The sequence below is a fragment of the Chryseobacterium sp. BLS98 genome, assembly GCF_001045445.1.
In the GTDB taxonomy this organism is placed as follows: domain Bacteria; phylum Bacteroidota; class Bacteroidia; order Flavobacteriales; family Weeksellaceae; genus Chryseobacterium.
In genome coordinates this window covers 769,205-791,946 of sequence record NZ_LFNF01000001.1, presented here as the reverse complement: position 1 = coordinate 791,946, position 22,742 = coordinate 769,205, and the positions used below count along the sequence as shown (strand labels likewise).

Below are 22,742 nucleotides of genomic sequence, written 5' to 3'. Positions count from 1 at the left end.
AACCAAATCATGAAAATAAGATCCTTACAGCTTCCTTTTACAAAGAAGTCAGTTCTGTTGGTGTGTTTTTTTGCCACTATGTTTGTTTTTGCAAGTTTTACAAAAGAAGACAGATATAAAGTACGTGAATGGAGAAAACACCTGATAAGCAGGCTGACAGATAAAAAAGATACAGATCAGCCAATTTCCGATTCAGATAAAATTTCATCTGGAGATCAATCTATTATAAAAAAAGCAGAACAATATCCATCAGGCTCTGAGGTTTATACAGCTGCTGAAAATCTAAATTTTGATCCTGCATCTGTTACAGAGTCCAACGCTGACGAAAAGATTCCGGCGGATATCATGAACGTTTTTTCTGCTAAAGAAAAAGAAGGAACGGTTGGGGTATTTTCAGATCAGGAAGAGGACCGGATTTCGGATAACTTCTTCACGGTTGATATTCCTGCCTTAAATAAAGACAATACCATTGCTTATTTAGAATATGACCTGTTTGGCCTGGCATCACATCAGTCAGTACCCAGATCCCTGAATCATAACCTGGCAATCGGAGGTGAGATTATTGTACCTCAGGCAGTCTGGAGCCATCAGAAGGAAGAATTAAGCTCTGAACTTATTAAACAAGGGGTGAATACCGTCATGTTTACTTCACCTTCCACAGGGGTAAAATACAAAATCAAAAACCTGAAGGTTGTTTTTGAAAAGAATAGAAGCACATCCAAAGATTTAATTGTTAATGCTGTTCTTTCAGGTGATGACTTATATGTAAAAGGAATTAACAGACGGTTCCAGGATCTGAATATAAATAGTAATTACGTTACCACGGCAAACGGGGAGTTCGAAAAAATCATCCGTTTATCAGAGAAAGATAAGCTGGCAGGTAATTTTTCGGTAACAGCTAATGGAATTACTCAATCCTATAAAATTCCTGCAGATATAAAGTCGTTTAAGACTTTAAATAATAATTATTTTAATTCCAAAAGGATCGCTGTTACCAATGATAAGGAGTTTGATATTCAATATGAAGATTTAAATTTAAAAATAGAAAAAGAAACCTCTGAAGCAGCGAATATTGAAATTTTAAAACTAAGAGAAAAAGATATTCCTTCTACTTCAAGCGGTCTTAAAAATATTACTCCAAACAATTCAGCCTATCGTTTTTCAATAATTTCAGGAAAACTGAATAAAAAAGTTAAGATTACAATTCCTTATGACGAAAAAAAATTAGGCCTCTTTTCTCCGAAAGAGATCAAGGTTTTTTCATTTGATTATAATAGAAGGCAATGGAAAGCTGTAGAAACAGTAAATGTAGACCAGAAGAATAAGACGGTGACATTTGAGGGTAACGGAGACGGCGATTATATCAACGGTATTATTTCAGCTCCGGAATCACCACAGCTGAATTCTTTTACACCAACCACGATCAGCGGTCTGAAAGCTGCAAATCCGGTAAGTGCTCCCTTAATGGAAGCTCCTGCAGCAAGCCAGACGGGAGATGCCAACATCAATTATCCGTTAATGTTACCGGCGGGGGTCTCAGGGATGCAGCCTTCATTATCTGTTACTTATAGCAGTGGCAGCGGGAACGGCTGGATGGGAGAGGGCTGGAATATCGGAGGCTTATCATCAATATCAGTGGATACAAGATGGGGGACTCCAGCCTTTACAGCCGGCCAGGAAACCGAGTTATACTCATTGGATGGAGAAATGTTAGCCTATCCTGAGGGCTATCTTCCTCACAGGCACAATAAAGTAAATCCAAATGGCACATTTGATACTTCCCGGCAGGTAAGGAACGGATCCGGTTCGAAAACCTTCTATTTAAGAAAAAATCATGATTTTACCAAAATCGAGAGATTCGGAACAGGGACTACCGATTACCGCTGGATTATTACTTCTACAAACGGGACAAAAACCTATTACGGTGGTGATCAGTCGACACTTGTTGACAATGCCGTGCTGAAAAATGCAAACGGAAACATTATTCAATGGGGAGTATGGAAGGTAGAGGATGTTCATGGGAATAACATGATCTATGAATATAAAAACCAGTCAATCAACAACTTTACAGGAGATGACCAGAACCTTAATGCAGGATGGGTATTCCATATTGATAAAATTTTCTATTCAGGAAGGAATGGCCAGAAAGGACCTTATATTATAACATTTTTTAATGATACTCCAAGGCCGGATAAACAAATCAATGCGAAGGGCGTCCTTAAAAGAATTGAGCCTTACTTGCTTACAAAAATAAATGTTGATTTTAAGAATGCGAGCAACCAGCAGCAAAACATACGGTCTTATATCTTTACCTATAATACCGGGATATTTCAGAAAAGCCTTCTGAGCAAAATGAAAATGAAGGTAGTAAATGTGCGCACGGATGGTGCAGCATTTGACTATAATTTTGAATACTACGACAACGGAACCGTTTTCGGGTCTCCTACCAATATAGCAACCCCGGGTACCGATGCATTCTCTGATGTGGTAAGCTCGATAACTACTCCTTCCAAAATAAGTGCTGACAATAATTTTGAATGGGGATGGTCCCTGAGAACCGGCGGTGGTTTGGCATTATTCAGACCGCAATTGGGAGGCGTAAAAAACTTTATGCTCTCTCTGTTCGGAGGTGCTTCATATCCCCGAATGAAAAGAGGGCAGGAGCTTGTGGATTTCAATGGGGATGGAATCGCAGATATCCTGTACCGAAAAAGAAATGGCGATAACGGGATTAAACTGATTCCCGGAAGCATTGACAGTAATGGCCAACTGGTATTCAACAGTCAGCAGCAATCCGTAGGAAACCTGAACAGTAATTTTTCACATTCAACAGGTACAACATGGAATCTGGGAGGAAGTGTTGTATTTAACTGGTTTAAAATAGGATTCGACTTTTCATATATTAATTCTGAAAGTGAAAATGAAACTCCTATTTATATGATGGATGCCAATTCTGACGGACTGCCTGATGTCATTAAAGATGATAAAGTATGGTTTAACCGAAGAAATGGGAATGCTCAGGAAATGGTGATTACCAGTGATTTAACGGAAAACATGGTCATTACTGATAACGATCCCCAGCCTTATACAGAGCCTGAAGATCCCGATGATATCGATCCTGTAAAACCAAAGAATGATGTGGTTAAAGTCTGGATTGCTCCCAAAAACGGATTTATAGAAATTTCGGATGAAATAGGTATTGACCTTGGTCAGGATCCTTCTGCAAGAGCGGTCTATTCCATAGAGATTAAAAATCCGAATGTTGTATCTAAAAATTGCAGATTATATTTAAAAGAACTCACTAATACATCCAATCAAAGTATTTCGATACGCCAGTATGACAGTTATCCAGGAACCCCGCTAGGAGTAAGTAATTCTTCCAGGATCTATGTAAAATCCGGTGAAAAAGTATATTTCAGGCTGCACAAAAGATCCGGGACAAATTATATTGTAAATACCAATCCTGTAGTTACTTATACTGATAATGTTGGAAACCAATTACATGATGAGTTTGTTGAGGAACAGGATGGCTATATGCCCAATCAAACCAATTATAATGATAAGTTCTTTTTGAACAACCTGACCAAATCACTTAAATTTACGGAACAGGCTGATATCCATATTACAATTCCGGAATTTACCATATCTACTCTATCCGACAGAGTAAAATATTCCATCGTACTCATTAAGGAAGATACCAGTGTGGCACAGAATCAGCAGACGGCCATTAATGTTATTTATGAAGAAACCATTGATCCTTCACCAGGACAGCCTGTAACGGTTTCACCGGTGGATCTTAATTATTCCGTTCCTGCTCTTAGTGCGCCGGGCGAAGCATGGCACCTGAAATTTTTAGTGGAAACCGATTCCCACATCAACAAAGAAATTGAGTGGAATGATATTTTGGTTGAAGGGTATCCTAATGCGTCTCACAGACATTATGCTGTAGCTCAATATCCATCTTATCATATCAGAAACCTGAAAAATAAATTTGATGTTTCCACTCTGAACAATTTACCAAGTGGTAGTGATGATTATTCAATATCCATCAATAAGAATTTTAGCTTCAATCCTTCTATCCCAGGCAGATTTATATACGTGATCAAGCAAAAAGGTCTTGTTCTTGATAAAAGAATTGTAGAAATATCCAATGGTACTTTAAAAGAATATACCATAGATCTTAATCCTATTAATGGTAACGATCCTATACCTTTTTATCACGGAGATCCTTCACACGGTATTGATGACCATGAAAAGTTGAATATCCTGATTTTCTGTGACACGAATAAAGACAGGCTTGCCTATGAATCGCTTAAGCTGCAGCTGAATGATAATATTTTTAATATTTACAATCAGTCAGGCGGTTCTCTTTTAAATCATACCACCGAGACCTCAATCAATACAGGTGAGTATAATGGAGTAAGTGCCGTTTATCACAACTGGGGGCAGTTCCTTTATAATGAAGCTAAAGATATTGTTCCTGCTCCGGGAAGCACCAATCAACAGCCACCTTTAATTCCCGGTTGTGAGCCCCGAAAAGAAAATGACTGTATTATTATCCCAACGGGACCTAGCGGAAGCACTGCTCCGGCCTATACTACCAATCCAAATACCCCGAAAGATCAGTACGGTGCATTGATTAATGATGCAACGCTTGAAAATCCTTTCCAGTTTGATTTAAACTTTCCAGCTTGTGCAGGGATTACCAACTCTCAGCAATATGGAGAATGTGTGGGAGATCAGCTTGCGAACCAGTTTCAAAACAATTATGCTAATAATCAGGTATTCGGAGCAGCGTCTCCTTTCACGCCGCTAAATCCATTTAAAACAGAAAAAGTAAGAGAACATAAATGGATTAACCAGATGTTTCATGAGCAATATTCAAAAATTGGCAGCTTTAGAGATGATGAAACACCAACCTCACCATTTTTAGACAGTGATACCGATGAAGGCGATATTGAAGTGGCCAATAATCCTAATACAAGAATGTTTGCTATTTCTAAAAAACAGAAAAGCAAATCAAAAACAAAAAATGCAGGAATCGGTATCGGTCTCAGCTTTACAAACTCAACTTCAGAACTGAGAAATATCGGTAATATACAGACTCAGGACTTCTTTGATGTGAATGGGGATAACTATCCTGATATGCTGTATAGAACCCAATCCCAGCAAACCAGCATTCTGGGTGGTTTGAAAGGCGCGCAGCCAGGTATAGAGGGATCAGATAAAGTGATCACAAGAACGGAAGACTTTATGAACACCAAATCTGTAGCATTTGGCCCTTCAGGAAGTAAATCAGTAGGTAGAAAGACTAATAATAATGATAGTAATGCCACAGGAGATACCTCTGTTTCATGGTCTATGAGCGTGGGAACATCCAATTATCCGAATTCTTACAATAAAACATCAGAATATTGGATGGATATCAATGGGGATGGGCTTCCTGATAAGATCGAAGGAAATAATTACAAACTGAACTTCGGAACCGGATTGGTTAATGGAAGTATCCCGGGATCAACAGGAGCTTTCGCAGGATTTGAAGAACCTGTATCCAAACCTGTATATTCTTCATCTTTTGGAATCGGAGGAGGCATAAATTCTGTTATTGATGCTGTTCAGGGTGTTGAATTAGGAATAGCTATTTCCGGAGGAGTTGGAGGTGGATCCTCTACTGCTACTTCAAAAAGATCTTTCCTGGATATAAATGGTGACGGACTCGTAGATATAGTTCAGGTAGATGAAAATACCGGACAAACCAGTGTAAAATACAACTTAGGCAATCGCTTTGCCAGTCCTGTAAGTTTAAATGCCAGCCTTGCAGAAGAATCAAAAACACATAGCGGGTATGCAAACTTAAACGGAGGATATTATATCAATATACCTTGTATTGTCATCTTTGGTATTCCTATTTTATATGTAAAACCTTTCGGGGCAGATCTTTCTGCAAACGTAGGACTATCTGTATCTGAAATCAATAAAGGACTGAGAGATGTAAATGGTGACGGTCTTCCTGACCTTGTAGTCAATACTAATAACGGTTTAAGAATATATTATTCCCAGATTGGTAAAACCAATAAACTTAAAAAAGTATCCTATGCCGAATCTTATGGTGGTGATGCTCCATCAAACCTGGGCAGTGCTTTTACCATTGACTATAAATATTCTACACCATCCTATAACGACCCGCAGGCAAAGCTGGTAATGTCTGAAGTAACCATACCGAATCCTGACGCCTTCTCTGGTACTTATACACAGAGTACAAGTGGTAAAGATATGATTGCTAGATTTGATTATGAAAACTCCAGGTACGACAGAAGAGAACGCGAAAAATATGGATTTGGAAAAGTTAAGACCTATGAAATGTCTGATAATTCGACGATCTACCGTACAACCGTTCAAAACTTTTATAACCAGAATTATTTTATTCACGGCTTATTAAAATCGGTAGAAACTTATGGAGGAACAGGGACATCAAATCTCTTGTCAACTTCCGCAAACAGCTATAAACTTTATCAGTTTAATCCGTCTATAAGTGACTTGATAGAGCTATCTTCAGCTCAGTTTGAAACGTATGACGTAGGCGGTACTGAAGGTAAAAAAATGGGGCGTGTATTATTATCCGGTACTACAAAAACAACTTATGAAAACGGAAACTCAATTTCTACACAAAGCCAGTTATTTTATAACAGCAAGGGGCAGCTTACCAAATACCAATACACAAGCCCGTCCGCGAGTTATAATAGTGTGATATCTTATCATACCAATCTCAATAATAATATCCTGAATGCACCGAGCATCATCACGGTTTATCCGGGAACAGGTTCTGTGAATCCTCTGCGTAAACGTTCAACGGAGATTACTAATTTAAACACCGGAGATATTTCTAAGTTTAAAGGTTGGCTTAATTCAGGAGAAATTGCTGAGACAGATCTGACGTATGATATTTTTGGGAATATTAAAACGGTTAAATATCCGCCAAATGAATTTAATGAAAGATCTGAACTGGAATATTTTTATGATCCAATGGGTAAATATGTCATTCAGGTGAAGGATCTTATCTTTAATCTGTCTTCTTATGCTACCTATGATCTTTTTATGGATACGGTTGTAGAATCTACTGATGCAACAGGCAACAAGATGACTTATGAGCATGACGGTTACGGAAGACCGCTTAGAATAGTCAGTCCAAATGACTGGCAGGCGCAGGCTAATACCATTATGTATCATTACTTTGATACACCGGTAACCCTTAGTAACGGTAACAAAATATACCTTTTTACAGCCAAAACAGCACATCTTGATCCGTATCATCCTGGTAATGATATTGAAACTATTTCCTTTGCCGACATTACAGGTAAAGTAATCCAGGTGAAAAAAGATATTGAGATCGATGACGAAGAAAAAATGTCGGTTTCAGGAAGGGTTATCAATGATAATTTGGGAAGAACGGTTCTTCAATATCATCCGTTATTCGAAAATAAAGATGCCGTACTAAATAATAAGCTTAGTCTTACTGTTGCTCAATATCATACTTCAGCAGGTTATGACTATAAAGACAGGAATATTTCTTCTACCGATGAAGACGGAAATTCTGTTGACAACAAATTTTTTATAGAAAACGGAAGATTCAAAACTGAAACTACCCAAATGCAAAATGCATCGGATCAGATTAAAACAGAGACTTTTGCCAATGCCGAAGGGAAGACTGTAGAAACCAGAAACTATTTGCCTGGACAGGTTTTAAGCACATTCTTCTCATATAGCCAAATAGGAGAAATCATGAATGTTACCGATCCTGAAGGCCTGGAAACCAGCTTCAGCTATGATATGGGCGGAAGGAGATTAACTCAGACGCATCCGGACCGTGGTGAAACTGCATATACTTACAGCAAGGCAGGACAGCTTATCAATGTTTTGAACAACAACCTTAACAATAATGGAGGTGTTCCGATTCATTACAGATATTCTTATAACAGGCTTACAAATATTGAGCTGCCGGATATACCATCAGGTACAAATCCTGCCAATGTATCCTATACTTATGGTACGTCAGGAAACAATACCGGTAGAATTATAGAAAAACAGGACGGCACAGGGACAAGCCAGTATGAATATGGCAAGATGGGAGAGTTAGTTAATGAAATCCGGTATATCTATGGCTTTTACATGCCAAATTTAAAATTTGATACTTCATACGACTATGATAACTGGAACAGAATTCGAACCATCAATTATCCTGATAATGAAAAAGTACAGTACGAATACGATTTAGGAGGAAATCTGAAAAAAATATCCAATGACGGAGGGTACGAATATGTAAAGTCTATTAAATACGATCATTACGAGCAGCGGACCAATATTATTTTTGGTAATGAAACATCTTCCACATTTACCTATGAGCCTGCAATGAGAAGGCTGCAGAACCACGTTCTGCTTGATGCTAACAATAATGTATTATTAGACGGAGCTTACAGTTACGATTATGCAAGTAATATTACAGGAATCCAGAATACAAGCCAGACAACCAATAGTGGTTTTGGAGGTAATTATGGTCTTCGATATAGATATGATACTCTTAACAGGCTTGTGAGTTCTTCAGGTAATGCCGAGCCGGGGAGAAAAGACGGTTTACCACCTAACCCGGTTGTAGGAAGTATAAATGCAATGTATGAAACCACCTTACTCTATAACATGAGTAGTGGAATAGATACAAAAGGACAACATCATGAACAGGACGGAATAGTGAATGCAAATAATACTTATGAAAATAAGTATGAATATGTTAAAGGGACCCACATGGTAGATAGAGTTACGGATGTTTCTACTGGAAATCAAGAGTATTTTAAATACGATGGTAATGGAAATGTGATCAATCATATGACACTACAATCAGGTCCTACTGATTTTTACTGGGATGAACAAGACAGGTTGAGGGCTATTCATACACCGGAAGTAGGATCATTCCAATATTATGTTTACGATGACAAAGGCGAACGTACTATCAAAGCTAATTTGAAAAATGATGCAGAACTTTATCAAAATGGTGAAATGGTAGATAATGGGTTAGTGTTTGATAACTTTAAGGTGTATCCTAATCCTTATGCTGTATACACTTCAGATGGTATCCTTACCAAACATTATTTTGCAGGAGACCAGCGTATAGCAAGCAATATTAAAGATGTAGGTGGTATGTTTAACAACAGACAGGCATCATCTGTAGGAAGTAAAGAAACTTCCGATCCTAAAAATCAACAAACTGCTGCTGAAAATGATTTTAAAAACTACCTGTCAAAAGCAGGCTACGAAAAAACAGAAATAGAGAAGGAATTTGCCAGAGCTCCGGCACCTGTTAGCGGTATTTATTACCTGCACGGCGATCACTTAGGTACAGCAACATATGTGACTAACGAATATGCAGAGCCTACGCAATTTTTCTTAAATTTACCATTCGGGGAAACTATGGTAGAGCAGCAGGAACCAACAGCCTATGCCAACCCATATAAGTTTAATGCAAAAGAATTAGACAGCGAAACAGGTCTGTATTATTACGGAGCGAGATATTATAATCCAAGGTTGAGTATTTGGTATGGTGTGGATCCGCTAGCGGAGAAGTATCCGAGCTGGAGTCCGTATGCATATTGTGGAAACAACCCTATTAATTACATTGATCCTGATGGAAATTTTAGATTACCAGCAAATGCTACGAGAGAGCAAAGAAGATTATATACAGCGGCAATAAAAACTATAAAAGCGGTGTTTCGAGATTCAGAATTTCGAGGAGCGTTTAAAGACAAATTTAAAGTAGATGATAAAATGATACAGAAAATGCTCAAAGATGGAGATGGCCCCACTGTTATAATGAATGAAAGTATGGGACATTTGGGGTTATTTGATCAAAAAAAAGATCCCAATGCTATTTATATTGATCCTGGCGTAATAAACACGGTTTCAAAACATAAAGGAGATAGAAAGTATATTGATAATTTAGCAGAAATCATAATTCATGAAGGTGGTCATTGGGGAGACTATCAAATGGACGGTGTTAGCCAGGAACATGAAGGAATATTTAAGACGAGTGCTCAATCAAAAAGTGGTTTGCCAGATGCGGGAGATAATTGGGAAATTACTTATTTTGGAACAGATACTCAATTTTCTGCTTCTGATGGTGATATAATTACTGAAAAGTTTGATGGATTTAGGAGGAATAATTTTAGAAAAAATTTTAGGCAACAAATTGAAATCAGGGACTTGAAATCACAAAAAATGCCATCTATTTTAGATAATTATAAAAAACCAAAAGATAATTTGCGAGTAAGACCATGTTATTAACCCAAAATCCCTAAACAATATGAATTTTAAAACTAAAATAGTTATAATTTTATTATCCTCTTCATTAATTACGAATTGTAAGGAGGAAATGAAAAAATGTGTAAGTCAATCTACCGATACTAATGTAAAACTATATAATGATTTAACAGATCAGTTGATACCTTATTTTTTTCGAGAAGATTATTTAGGTGAAAAAAGATATTTTGATAGTTTAAGAGTTCATAATGAGGATTTATATATCGAAGAGAAGACAAAAGCGCACAACGAAATTTTTAATCATCCTGAAAAATTTTGCAATTTGTATATAGATTCTACTAAAAGTAAAAATACATATTTTGCTACAAGTAGTAAAAACTTTATTACAGGTCATCCCGAAGCTCATATAAATGACATAAAAAGTAGGAAGGAGCTTTTAAAAGAATTTTCCAGTAATACAGATATTATTAAAAAATTAAGTACACGAAGTTCTATAAAAGCAAATCAATTTAATTTGTGTACGGCAAAAGTCCTAGATCTGGCAGAGTATGATAAACATACAAATGAATGTGAGATAGGTGTTGTCTATTTTTCAGAGATTGTATTTGATCCTTCTAAAAAAAGAGCATTAGTTTTTGTTGACCATCGTATAAAAAAAGATTATTACGGGAGAAATGCTGTATTTAAACTAAGATTGCATGATAATTATTGGGAAATAGAAGATTTTACGTTAGTGTCAACTTCCTAATTTCCGGGGAATGTATCAAATTTAGTGATGACATTTTTTGATGATTAACTCATTGAATTTCAATAATCATTAAAAATGAACTATTAACAACACGAGTAAGGATTCTTTACTCGTGTTTGTTTTAGTCGAAAAATATATATGCAGATGGTTGAAGATCATTTCCTTGTGTATCAGATTTAGCGATAAGGATAAAAAAAATAGGGTTTTAGAGCCGCAACATTCGTTACCAATTCCCAAGGTTTTGTAACACAATTTTTCTTGAATTTACCTTTCGGGGAAACGATGATGGAGTAGATGGATGGTTCTTATAACAATCCATATAAATTTAATGCTAAGGAATTAGATGAAGATACCGGGCTGTATTATTATGGAGCGAGATATTATAATCCAAGGTTGAGTATTTGGTATGGGGTGGATCCACTAGCGGAGAAGTATCCGAGTTGGAGTCTTTATGTATATACATTTGATAATCCTGTGAGATTCACAGATCCTGATGGAAGGGAGGGAATTGTAGTTTCAGGACAACCCGGGAAATCACAAAACAAAGAACATTTTTTAGCAAATGGACTTGATAGGGCAAAGAGAGCTTTAGGTAAAAGACACAATACCTCTGAAAAAGTAACTTGGATTGTTTATAATGATGGTTCTTCTAAAAATGGACACAGCGATAAGATGTTAAAATCATACAAGGAGAAAGCGAAAAAATTAGGAATTAATTTTAAAGTAGTAAATTCTGTTGATCAAATTGAAGATTATATAAATACAAAAGGAACAGGAAAAAATGAAGCTAGAGATAAAGCCCAAATAACAAGTTTTTATTATACTGGACACGCTATACCAGGAACTTTAAACCCGGGTTATCCGAAGACCGTGGACTTGATCCTGAAAATTTGAGAGATGATGCTTTTTCAAGTGGAACGTGGATTAATACTGTTGGTGGATGTCGTACAGATGTTGATAATTCTTGGATTTGGGATGATAGTGTTGTTGATAAATTTCAAGAAAAAGCAGATAAAAAAAATCAACAGTTAGTGGAAGTAGTGTAAGGGTTCAATACGATGGAGGGGTAAGAACAGATGAACAGTTAGTGAAGGAAAATAAAGGAGAGGTAGTAACAGTAAAAGGGACAAAAAAATGAAGAAAATAGTTTTTATAATTAGTGTAGTTTTTGCTTTAGCATATTTATATTTTGTGTATAATCCCATAATCATTGAGAATAAAGAGGAAAACTCTCAATCATTAGAAAGTGGAATTATCACAGAGAAAAATGGAGTTATTAAGCCTTTTGATCATTTAATTATTGATAAAAGAGATGAAATTAAAGCTATACTCATTATAAGGGATAGAGAGAATATATCTAACGAAATTCCTTTTGGTCATATTTTTAAAAGTTCTAATAAAGAAGCAATTAATAAATTGAAGTTACTTAATTTTAAATATACTGGAGCTGATATTGCTACTGTTGAAAATGAAATTATCATATATGAAAATGACAAAATTGTTTTTAGGAGTGGCATTGTATTAGATTCAAATAAAGAAGGATTACAAAATTCTGAATTTGGTTGGATTATAACGGAAAATGGAAATCTATCAAAAATTTTCAAAAATTTTAATAGAAATTTTTCTCCAATAATTGAAATATAAAACTTCTAAAACTATAGATATAAACAAAGAGGCTCTCTCCTATATTTGACTTTGCAAACATAGGAGACAGCCTCTTTTCTCGTTTACAGCTCAGCTACATTTTAAAAACATGATTGTGAAACAGAAAATAAATAATTAGGTATGTCATAGCAGCTGGTTTCTAGCTTCTTACCAATCCGACCCTTTTGTATTTCACGAATTTTGAAAGATAACTTCTTTTAAATAGCCCAACTGAATGCTAATATTGTTTTCATTAATTTAAATATTGTCATACGATATGAAAAAGAATTATTTTCGTTTTTTGAAGCTTTTAGCATTTTGCCCTATAGTAATTGGAGCGCAGGTTAATCTTCCTTACACTGAGGATTTTGGAGGGAGTACAACTCAGTCTCAATGGGATTATTCTAATGCTTCTGTAATCGTTGTTGAAAACACATCGGTAGATTCTCCCGATGGAGGAACAGGAGGGAGTTTAATGTATAATTTCTATAATAGCCAGGGGCTTTCTACTTATAATGTCAAATCTCCGGTGTTAAATAATCCTACTAATGCACCTGTCGGAGTTTCATTTCAATTTGCCGCGGCTAATAGATACACTATGCCTGTACCTCTTCAGACGGTTTTCGCAGATGATCACATTTTACTGGAGTACTCAACTGACGGAGGTCAAACCTACACGCTAATGCACGATTATGAGATTGGCCGGACAGGAGAGTTAAATACAGGTGGTACGATTCCTTCTTTCTTTACACCAACATCCCAGCAGTGGGTCACCAAAAATATACTCCTTCCCGCAGGAACGAATAGAGTAAATTTTAAAGGGGTAAAAAATAATGTGAATCAAGCGGGAAATTTTGCCTTTTTAGACCATGTAATTTTTCAGATATGTGATGGAAACACTCCGGCCCCTACGGGAAATTCATTACAAAATTTTTGTTCATCCCAGACCTTGGCAAACCTTGCTGTTACGGGCACGAACGTACAATGGTATGATGCCCCGACAGGAGGGAATTGGCTTCCTGGTACAACCGTGTTAGTGAACGGCACAACCTACTATGCTTCTCAAGTCGTAGGAGCCTGCGAAAGTACTACACGATTGGCTATTACTGTCAACTCATCAAATTGCCTGTCCGTAAACGAAGTCTCTAATGATAATGGTTTTAGTTTTTATCCTAATCCGGTAAATGATATTTTACATATTAATTCAAAAATAAATGTCGTGAAAGTCATCATTTATGCTGTCGATGGTAAGTTAGTTCAATCTGAGCAGGACAATAAGATCACTTCAGTAAATATGAATAAATTGATCCATGGAAACTATTTCGCAGAATTTATTTTTGAAAATGGGAAAAAGGTTCAACATAAGATTATTAAAAAGTAGGTTACCAGGATTATAATACATTAATCAGCATAAGAAAGAGGTGCTTCATGATAAATTATAAAGTCATGGAGCACCTTTGTATGATGCTATGTTTGGTTAAAATCATCACTATTATCGCTAAATGAGTTTATCAAAGCTTTTGATCAATTTCATAGAAACATTATTTTATCTTTGCACTGTAAAAACTAAATGATATAAAAATGGCAAGAGGCTTCAGACAGAAGATCCGTCAGAAAAATACCGAGAACAGTGGATTTGGAAGCAATGCATCCGGAAGATTCATCAACAGAGACGGTCTTCCGAATGTAAAAAGAAAGGGAGTAAATGTATTCAATCGGCTGAGCTGGTACCACACCATGCTCAATCTGTCCACATTCCGGTTCTTATCCTATCTGATTATTGCATATGTTCTTGTTAATCTGTTATTTGCACTCATCTATTATCTGATCGGCGTAGAGCACCTTACCGGAATTGATAAAAGTGATCCGTTGAATGAGTTTATTGATGTATTCTTCTTCAGTTCTCAGACCTTTACCACAGTAGGCTACGGAAGAATTGCGCCTGTCGGGTTTATGGCAAGTCTTGTGGCTACTTTTGAAGCATTTCTGGGACTGCTTACCTTTGCCATTGCAACCGGGCTTTTTTATGGAAGATTTTCAAGGCCTAGAGCCTATTTAAGGTTTTCGGATATTGCGGTGGTGGGTCCTTTTCAGGATGGGACCGCTTTAATGTTCAGACTGGCCCCTTATAAGAATAATGCACTCACAGATGCCGATGTAATTCTTTCTACAGCTATTGAAGTGATTGAAGATGGAGTTGCAAAGAATAATTTTTACAGGCTCGACACTCACCTTAGCAAGATTAATACATTGGCACTCAACTGGACGGTAGTTCATAAAATAGATGAAAACTCACCATTTTACGGCTTTTCTGAAGAAGATTTTAAGAATACAAATATTGAGATTATTGTTCAGGTCCGGGCATTTGATGAAGTTTTTTCCAATACCGTGGTTCAAAGAACTTCTTATGTTTCGAAAGAAATTGTTTACGGAGCAAAATTTTCCCTGATGTACTATCCTGACAACAGCGATCTTACGACGATCCTGGATCTGGATAAAATTAATGATTATCAAAAAGCAGATCTTCCGGCTATAGCTGGAGATCCCGAATAATGGATTTAGACCTTTATAAAAAACAGGCTTTACAGAAGCAGAAAGAACATAAAAAGTTCTTGGACGGATTGAAGAAAAAACCGCCCAAAAACCTAGATTATATCGTTCAGGAAACCCATGATGAGGTTTTCGATGAAGTGGATTGCCTTCAGTGCGCTAATTGCTGCAAAACGACCGGACCTTTATACACGGAAAAAGATATTGAGCGTATCTCTAAGCATTTGAGAATGAAGCCGGCTGACTTTGAGGCTAAATTTTTAAGGGTAGACGAAGATAATGATAAGGTGCTCCAGAACCTTCCCTGTTTTTTCCTTAATAATGACAATACCTGCTCGATCTATGAAGTAAGGCCGAAAGCCTGCCGGGAATATCCCCATACCGACCGCAAAAAGATTTACCAGATCAATCATCTGATGCTGAAAAATACGGTCATATGTCCCGCTGCATTTGAATTTGTAGAAAAAATGATGAAGAATATTCCCAAATAATCCTCTGTGGTAAAATATCTTAAATAATTATAAAGTACGTTAAATAAGACTATTACGCATAATTTAGTATTTAAAGTGTCGTTTAAGTTAAACAATCATTTAAAATATTACATTATGAAAAAATTAGTTTTAACAGCAGCGTTTACTTTAGTCGGCGTAATCGCAGTATCGGCTCAGACACAAACTCAGAAACCAGCCGATACATCTAATAACCAGACAACTCAGACTCAGACTACAACTTCTACAGATGCCAGTACTCAGACACAGAATACCACAGCAACAGCTACGGTAGACACAGCCGCTCCGGCAGCTACAGCTGATGTTACAGCCACAGTGAATGCAGAACCTGCTGCAGATGCTACAAAACCGGCAGAAGCAACTAAAGAAGAAAGAAAAGCTAAGAAAAAAGCAAAGTCCTCTAAGTAAATATTGAACAAAGTAGAAAGGGAATCCTGGGGCGTTATGTCTCAGGATTTTTTCTGGTCTATTTCACCGGCTCTGAACTGTACAATTTTCTTTACCAGTTCTGCAGGAATATTCTGATCTATAGGAAACTGAACGGCTCCTTTTGAAAATTTGTACCCTTTCTGCTTAAAATCTTCTTCAAAAACACGGATACCTTCAGCCCCAGGATAAAAACCGATATGTTTTTTATAACCTGCAAAATAGACCAAAGGTTTTCCCTTATATCTGAATGCCGGCATCTGATAACCGATATACTCCTCAAGATCGGGAACTTCAGCGTGAATAATTTCTCTTAATTCAATAAGCTTCTGCTGAACTTCTTCAGGAAACAAAAGAATGTATTCATTACTGTTTTTAAAAGTGTTTTTCATAGTATAAAAATAAAAAAAAGCGCTGTACAATTACAGCGCTTTCTCCTTTCACTTTTTACTTTTTTCCCATTATCCCGGGAACAGGCTGTATCAAAAAAGGCTGGGAACATTTCCCAACCTTTGTTTATTTTTATACTACTCCCTGAGCCAGCATTGCTTCCGCAACTTTCACAAATCCGGCAATATTTGCCCCTTTCACATAGTTTACGTAGCCATCTTCATCTTTTCCGTAGTCTCTGCAGGCTTTGTGGATTCCGATCATGATCTCCTTCAGTCTTGCATCAACCTCTTCAGAAGTCCAGTTAAGACGGATAGAGTTCTGCGTCATCTCAAGACCTGAAGTGGCAACACCTCCTGCATTGGAAGCCTTACCTGGCGAGAACAATACTTTATTATCCAAGAAATAGTTGATGGCATCTAATGTAGAAGGCATGTTGGCAGCCTCAGTAACACACAGACATCCGTTTTCAACCAAAATTTTAGCATCTTCAAGATCCAGTTCGTTTTGGGTTGCAGATGGGAATGCTACATCACATTTTATACTCCAAGGACGTTTTCCTGCGTGGAATTCTGCAGAAGGATATTTTTTAGCATAATCCTCAGCTCTGTTGTTCCCTGAAGATCTCAGTTCTAATAAATAATCGATCTTTTCACCGCTGATACCGTCTTTATCGTAGATATATCCGTCAGGACCGGAAATTGTTACCACTTTGGCACCAAGCTCAGTTGCTTTTTTAATAACTCCCCAGGCTACGTTTCCAAAACCTGATACCGTTACTGTTTTACCTTTGAAATCCTGTCCGATAGTTTTAAGCATTTGCTCTGCAAAGTATACCACTCCGTATCCTGTAGCTTCAGGACGGATCAGTGAACCTCCGTAAGCAAGTCCTTTTCCTGTAAGTACTCCTGTAAACTCGTTTCTGATTTTTTTATACTGACCGAAAAGATAACCGATTTCTCTTGCTCCTACACCAATATCTCCTGCAGGTACATCTGTTTCAGGACCGATATGCTTGCATAATTCAGTCATGAAAGCCTGGCAGAAACGCATTACTTCCATATCAGATTTACCTTGTGGATCGAAATCCGAACCTCCTTTACCTCCACCCATCGGAAGAGTGGTTAATGAGTTTTTAAATACCTGCTCGAAAGCTAAGAACTTAAGAACTGAAAGATTCACAGTAGGATGGAAACGGATTCCTCCTTTGTAAGGTCCGATTGCAGAGTTCATCTGGATTCTGAAACCTCTGTTTACCTGGATTTCTCCTTTGTCATCAACCCATGGAACTCTGAAGATAATAATTCTTTCAGCTTCAGCCATTCTCTCAAGAAGCTTCATTCCTGTATATTCCTTCTTGGTCATAATAAACGGAATTACAGTCACAGCTACTTCTTTTACGGCTTGTAAAAATTCTGGTTCATTAGGATTTTTTGCTTCAATCTTGGCAATAAACTCCTGGATTTTCTGGTCAATATTATATTGTTCCATATATTAGGGTTGAATATTATTGTCAACAAATTTAATTTTTTTTTCAAGATTCACAATACCGTATTTCAACATTGCTGAAAATTAAATAATAATGTGTCGAAATATTATTAAATTGATAATTCTGGTATAAATTTTATTAAAAATTAAAAGTTAAGTCTCAAATAATGCAATATTAAGAAATCGTTAAATCTCAAATTGCCAGGAATTGCCTCCCGGAAAATGATTTTACTTTCCCCAAAAGCTCCAATTCTAAAATTGTAGGAAGAATTTTGTAAGATGGTAGAGAAATCTTCTCTGCCAGATCGTCCAGAGATACCTGAGGATGGGCTTTGATCGATTGATATACGATGTCCTGAATGCCAGTAAGTTGAACCTCCGTTTCGCTGTATGGAAACAGCTCACCCGTTTTTTCTTTTGAGAGATTGAACCCAAGTGAATCCATCAGATCCTTAATGGTAGAAATGGCAGTTGCTTTATTCTGGAAAATCAACTGATTACACCCTTGGCTGTGAGGATCTGTTATCTTTCCTGGAAGGGCAAATATCTCACGGTTATAATCATTGGCAAAAGATGCTGTGCTTATTGAGCCTCCTCCAAAACCTGTTTCTACGACTATAGTGGAAGGAGAAAGCCCAGCTATAATCCTGTTTCGCTGGATAAAATTTTCACGGTCCGGTTTTCGTGAGGAATTGAATTCTGTAACTAATGAACCACCTTCCTGGAGGATTCTTTCAGAGAGTTTTTTATTTTTGGAGGGGTATAAAGTATGAAATCCGTGAGCAAGAACTGCTATTGTCGGAACGTTATAGTGAAGAGATTGTTCGTGAACTTCCTTATCCACTCCAAGAGCTAATCCGCTCACAGATATATATTTACAAGATCGGGATGCTTCAAAGAAATCCTCAATGAATTGCTTTCCATAAGAAGTCATGTTCCGGGTTCCTACGATACTCAGCTTTGGCATGGAATCATCAAAATTTCCTTTTTGATATAAGATTGCAGGAGCATCATCACATTCATTAAGCAGATTGGGAAGTTCTTTAAGGTGACGGAGCTTAATCCGGATATTATTCTTTTCACAAAATTGTATCTCCTTTTCTGCAAATTTCAGATAATCCTTGTTGCCGATATCGGCCACGGTTTTTCTTCCCAGACCCTCAGTCTTTGAATAATCTTTTTTTGCTTTCTTCCAGGCTTCTTCAGCGCTTCCGAAAGATCTTACAAGCTTTTGAAAATTAATATCGCCGATCAGGCTGCACTCGCGGAGAGCGATTGCATAGAGGTATTCTTCAGTGATCATGTGTGTTTTTTTCCAAATGTAATAAAATATCCCGAGTTGAATGTTGTCAGGAAGCCTGAAGCTGGAAGAAAGGTGAGGGATGTTGTTGAAACTCTAAAGAAAAACTACCACCAAGTTTTATTCTTTTGAAAACTATATTAATTTATTATAACTGTGATAGATACCGAAATCGAATATTAACTTCAGTCATCCCTCTTCAGACTTCCGACCTTTCTATTTTCTTCTTAACTCATCCAAATGATCCCAGATATCATCTCTCTTTTTATAAGGTAGTTCCAGAAAGTCGTCCGGATTATTTTCTTTGTATTCCTGCCACAGCTTATCGTCTTTTTCGCTGTAATAGTTTGGAAATTCCCAGATGTATTTTTTTTTCCTTTCTCCTACATTTTTAAAAGCAAATGCAATAATGCTTCCCACAACAGCACCCGAAAGGTGAGCCTGCCATGAAATCCTGCTCGGTTCCTGGAGATTATAAAACAATTCCTCAGGAAACATGCCCCAAACCAGACTGCCATAATATAGAACGACAAGCATCGAAATGGTAAGCAGCTTCGTATTCCATTTGAAAACCCCACTGAAGAACAGGAAGAAGGCAAGAACATAAACCACACCGCTGGCTCCAATGGTACAGGTGTACATATAATCCCCGGTAAGGATGTCTATTGGAGGCAGAAGCCATACCAGGAGTCCAGTAGCCAGCCAGCCGATAATAAAAACCTTATTGGCTACCAAAGGATAAAACTGATACAAAAGAAAAAGAAGCACAGCTATCGGGATAGAGTTACTGATAATATGATCCATATTTCCATGCAGAAGGGGAGAAGTAATAATTCCCAGTAAGCCTTCCGGTAAAAGTGGTATGATAGCCCCAAAACAGCTTTGGAAAAAGCCCTGCGTCTGTAGAAAGTAACCGAACCACATGGCTGAAAGCATCAGCAAAGGGGTTATAACAGCTCTTTTGGAAATTATATTTTTAAACATGATCAATTTATGTCAAATCAAAAGCCAATGATAAATTTCGGAAAATTTGGCGATGTATTTGAGGGAGAGCGGTTTATTTTAAGACAAAAGGTTTCAGTTTTTTAAAATTTAAAGACCCATTTTGAAATGGAATGTATGAAAGTGGCTTGTTTTTAGTTCCTTGAAGAAAAAAATATCGGTTTTAGTCTTTTTATAGGCTAATTTTTGCCTTAAAGAGAATTATATTAATATTTTTGTAATGAAAATCATGTAAAATAATGAAGAAGTTTTTATTGATTCTTTCCTTTTCTATGGGGATTTATGCAAGTGCACAAGAAGAATTGAAAAAAGATTCAGTAGTCGTAGATACGGTAAAATACTGGTCGGTATTAGGAAAAAACACCCTGATGATCAATCAGGCCGCCTTTTCAAACTGGGTGGGCGGGGGAGCCAACAATGTAGGCTGGCTTGCCGGAGTCAATTACAATATTACCTATGAAAAAAATAATGACCTTTGGGAGAATATTATCGCGATGGATTATGGACAGAATGATACCAAAGGACTTGGGGTAAGGAAAACACAGGATGTTATGAATATTTCCACCAATTATGGGCGGAAATTCTCGAAAAGCTGGTATTTTTCTGCAGGAGTGGGATTACAGTCACAATTTTATAAAGGATATGAAGACGGGAACAACCCGGCCGCTAAAAAAATATCCAATTTTATGGCTCCCGGCTATCTGAACCTCGGGATGGGGATTACATACAGGCCTAACGATAATCTTACAGTAACCATGCGTCCTATCAACGCCAGATGGACTTTCGTTCTGGATAAAGACCTACAGTTTGCGGGAAGTTATGGTTTAAAAAATGACGGGGATACTTCACTTTTGCAGTTTGGTTTTCTGGGAACGGCTTTATACAAAGTAAAACTGATGGAGAATATTAATATAACCAATACGGCTTCTGTATTCTCCAATTATCTGGACCATCCGGAACGGCTGGTTCTTGCTTATGGAGCTGTTGTCAACTTTAAGGTCAATAAATTTATATCTTCCAATATTAGCCTTGATCTGCTGTATGATCATAACCAGATTCAGAAAACACAGCTGAAGCAGACGCTTGGGATAGGTTTTGCCTACACTTTGAATAATGGAGTAAAACGATCTGACCGAAAAGACAGCCAATGGTGGATCAAAAAATAAGGATACACTGATTTGAAAACCTAAGCACTTCCATATGAGGTGCTTTTTTTGTGACAGGGAATATTTTTAAGTAGGGATAAGTTCATTTTGATCGTTTTCAGATCTATTTTACAGTCTTTTAATGCATTAAATAGTAATTTAATATTTCAAATGAGAGTGATTAGTTTTTTAACAAAAATTATATGTATATTTTTGTAACGAAAATCCTTACTCTATGAAAAAAATTTTATTGGCCGTTTCCATTTCTGCCGGAATTACCACAATGGCTCAGGAAGTCAAAACTGATGTTGCTAAAACAGATACCGTAAAAGCGTGGTCTGTCCAGGGACAAAATACATTGATGCTCAACCAGGCTGCATTTTCAAACTGGGTTGGCGGAGGAGCCAACAATGTCGGATGGCTTGCCGGAGTCAACTATAACCTTACCTATGAAAAAGGAAAAGATCTCTGGGAAAACATCATCATTTTAGGATATGGGCAGAATAACACAAAAGGCATTGGAACCAGAAAAACACAGGATGTCATTAATCTGTCTACCAATTACGGGCGTGAATTTGCTAAAAACTGGTATCTTTCAGGAGGAATGAGCCTTCAAACCCAGTTTGCAGATGGTTATGAAGACGGAAATAACCCTGAAGCAAAAAAGATTTCCAATTTTATGGCTCCGGGATACCTTAATATAGGTGCCGGTGTTACATATCGCCCTAATGATAACTTTACGATGACCCTTCGTCCAGCGAATGCAAGATGGACTTTTGTTCTGGATGAAGATCTTCAGACAGCAGGAACTTACGGACTTAAAAATGACGGAGATTCTTCTCTGTTCCAGTTCGGTTTCCTCGGGACAGCGATCTATAAGATCAAAATCATGGAAAATATTAACCTGACGAATACAGCCTCGGTATTTTCAAACTATCTTGATCACCCTGACCATTTGGTGCTTGGCTACAGCGGAGTGCTTAATATGAAGATCAATAAGTTCATTTCAACGAATATTACGCTGGATCTGCTGTATGACCATAATCAAATTCAAAAAACACAGTTAAAGCAGACTTTGGGAGTAGGATTTGCCTATAATATAGATAACGGCAAAAAACGCTCCGATAAAAAAGAGAATCAGTCCTGGATGAAATAATAAAAGGGTCGGAAGCTGGAAGAGGGAGGCCGGAAGTTACTATTAGACCTATGATTTCTGGCGGTTATCATAAGGGATT

At 37.2% G+C, this 22,742-nt stretch carries 15 protein-coding genes; 11 read left to right on the top strand and 4 right to left on the bottom strand.

Annotated features, from left to right (window positions below):
* Window positions 1-9: 9 nt before the first annotated feature.
* From ACM40_RS03525 to ACM40_RS03490, 9 genes are all read left to right on the top strand, one after another.
* Window positions 10-10,329 carry an RHS repeat-associated core domain-containing protein gene (locus tag ACM40_RS03525; protein ID WP_083996780.1) on the top strand — a complete coding sequence of 3,440 codons (10,320 nt, stop codon included), beginning with the start codon at window positions 10-12 and terminating at the stop codon, window positions 10,327-10,329.
* Between the two features lie 19 nt (window positions 10,330-10,348).
* Entirely contained in the window at window positions 10,349-11,053 is a 705-nt protein-coding gene (locus tag ACM40_RS03520) for a hypothetical protein (RefSeq protein WP_048501419.1), read from the top strand.
* Between the two features lie 294 nt (window positions 11,054-11,347).
* Window positions 11,348-11,947, top strand: coding sequence for an RHS repeat-associated core domain-containing protein (locus ACM40_RS03515; protein WP_048501418.1), 600 nt, complete (start codon window positions 11,348-11,350; stop codon window positions 11,945-11,947).
* Window positions 11,944-12,099, top strand: a complete 156-nt coding sequence (locus tag ACM40_RS20465; protein ID WP_165579267.1) for a hypothetical protein — start codon at window positions 11,944-11,946, stop codon at window positions 12,097-12,099. The genes ACM40_RS03515 and ACM40_RS20465 overlap by 4 nt, the downstream gene beginning before the upstream one ends.
* Window positions 12,100-12,187: 88 nt before the next feature.
* Window positions 12,188-12,697, top strand: a complete 510-nt coding sequence (locus ACM40_RS03510; protein ID WP_131705323.1) for a hypothetical protein — start codon at window positions 12,188-12,190, stop codon at window positions 12,695-12,697.
* A gap of 277 nt (window positions 12,698-12,974) precedes the next feature.
* On the top strand, window positions 12,975-14,078 hold the full coding sequence (locus ACM40_RS03505; RefSeq protein ID WP_048501416.1) for a T9SS type A sorting domain-containing protein: 1,104 nt from the start codon (window positions 12,975-12,977) through the stop codon (window positions 14,076-14,078).
* A 200-nt stretch (window positions 14,079-14,278) separates the two neighbouring features.
* Complete coding sequence (locus ACM40_RS03500; protein ID WP_048501415.1) at window positions 14,279-15,250, top strand: ion channel; 972 nt, start codon at window positions 14,279-14,281, stop codon at window positions 15,248-15,250.
* Window positions 15,250-15,738: a YkgJ family cysteine cluster protein gene (locus tag ACM40_RS03495; RefSeq protein ID WP_048501414.1), complete on the top strand. Its 489-nt coding sequence runs from the start codon at window positions 15,250-15,252 to the stop codon at window positions 15,736-15,738. Before ACM40_RS03500 ends, ACM40_RS03495 begins: the two co-directional genes overlap by 1 nt.
* A 114-nt stretch (window positions 15,739-15,852) precedes the next feature.
* The gene (locus ACM40_RS03490; protein ID WP_048501413.1) at window positions 15,853-16,164 is read left to right on the top strand and encodes a hypothetical protein; all 312 of its coding nucleotides are present in this window, start codon (window positions 15,853-15,855) and stop codon (window positions 16,162-16,164) included.
* Between the two features lie 41 nt (window positions 16,165-16,205).
* Here the strand turns inward: ACM40_RS03490 and ACM40_RS03485 are convergent, their stop codons facing one another.
* The 4 genes from ACM40_RS03485 to ACM40_RS03470 all read right to left on the bottom strand — a co-directional run bounded on the left by ACM40_RS03485 (window position 16,206) and on the right by ACM40_RS03470 (window position 20,344).
* On the bottom strand, window positions 16,206-16,574 hold the full coding sequence (locus tag ACM40_RS03485; RefSeq protein WP_048501412.1) for an iron chaperone: 369 nt from the start codon (window positions 16,572-16,574) through the stop codon (window positions 16,206-16,208).
* 130 nt (window positions 16,575-16,704) lie between these two features.
* Window positions 16,705-18,063, bottom strand: coding sequence for an NADP-specific glutamate dehydrogenase (gene gdhA / locus ACM40_RS03480; protein WP_040993259.1), 1,359 nt, complete (start codon window positions 18,061-18,063; stop codon window positions 16,705-16,707).
* Window positions 18,064-18,253: 190 nt separating this feature from the next.
* Window positions 18,254-19,363 carry a DNA-processing protein DprA gene (gene dprA / locus ACM40_RS03475; RefSeq protein WP_048501411.1) on the bottom strand — a complete coding sequence of 370 codons (1,110 nt, stop codon included), beginning with the start codon at window positions 19,361-19,363 and terminating at the stop codon, window positions 18,254-18,256.
* A 213-nt stretch (window positions 19,364-19,576) separates the two neighbouring features.
* Window positions 19,577-20,344, bottom strand: a complete 768-nt coding sequence (locus ACM40_RS03470) for a rhomboid family intramembrane serine protease (protein ID WP_048501410.1) — start codon at window positions 20,342-20,344, stop codon at window positions 19,577-19,579.
* Between the two features lie 257 nt (window positions 20,345-20,601).
* Here ACM40_RS03470 and ACM40_RS03465 point away from each other — a divergent pair, with 257 nt between their 5' ends.
* A complete protein-coding gene (locus tag ACM40_RS03465) occupies window positions 20,602-21,528 on the top strand; it encodes a DUF3078 domain-containing protein (protein ID WP_048501409.1) in 927 nt (308 codons plus the stop codon).
* A 214-nt stretch (window positions 21,529-21,742) separates the two neighbouring features.
* The gene (locus ACM40_RS03460) at window positions 21,743-22,663 is read left to right on the top strand and encodes a DUF3078 domain-containing protein (protein ID WP_048501408.1); all 921 of its coding nucleotides are present in this window, start codon (window positions 21,743-21,745) and stop codon (window positions 22,661-22,663) included.
* Window positions 22,664-22,742: the final 79 nt, after the last annotated feature.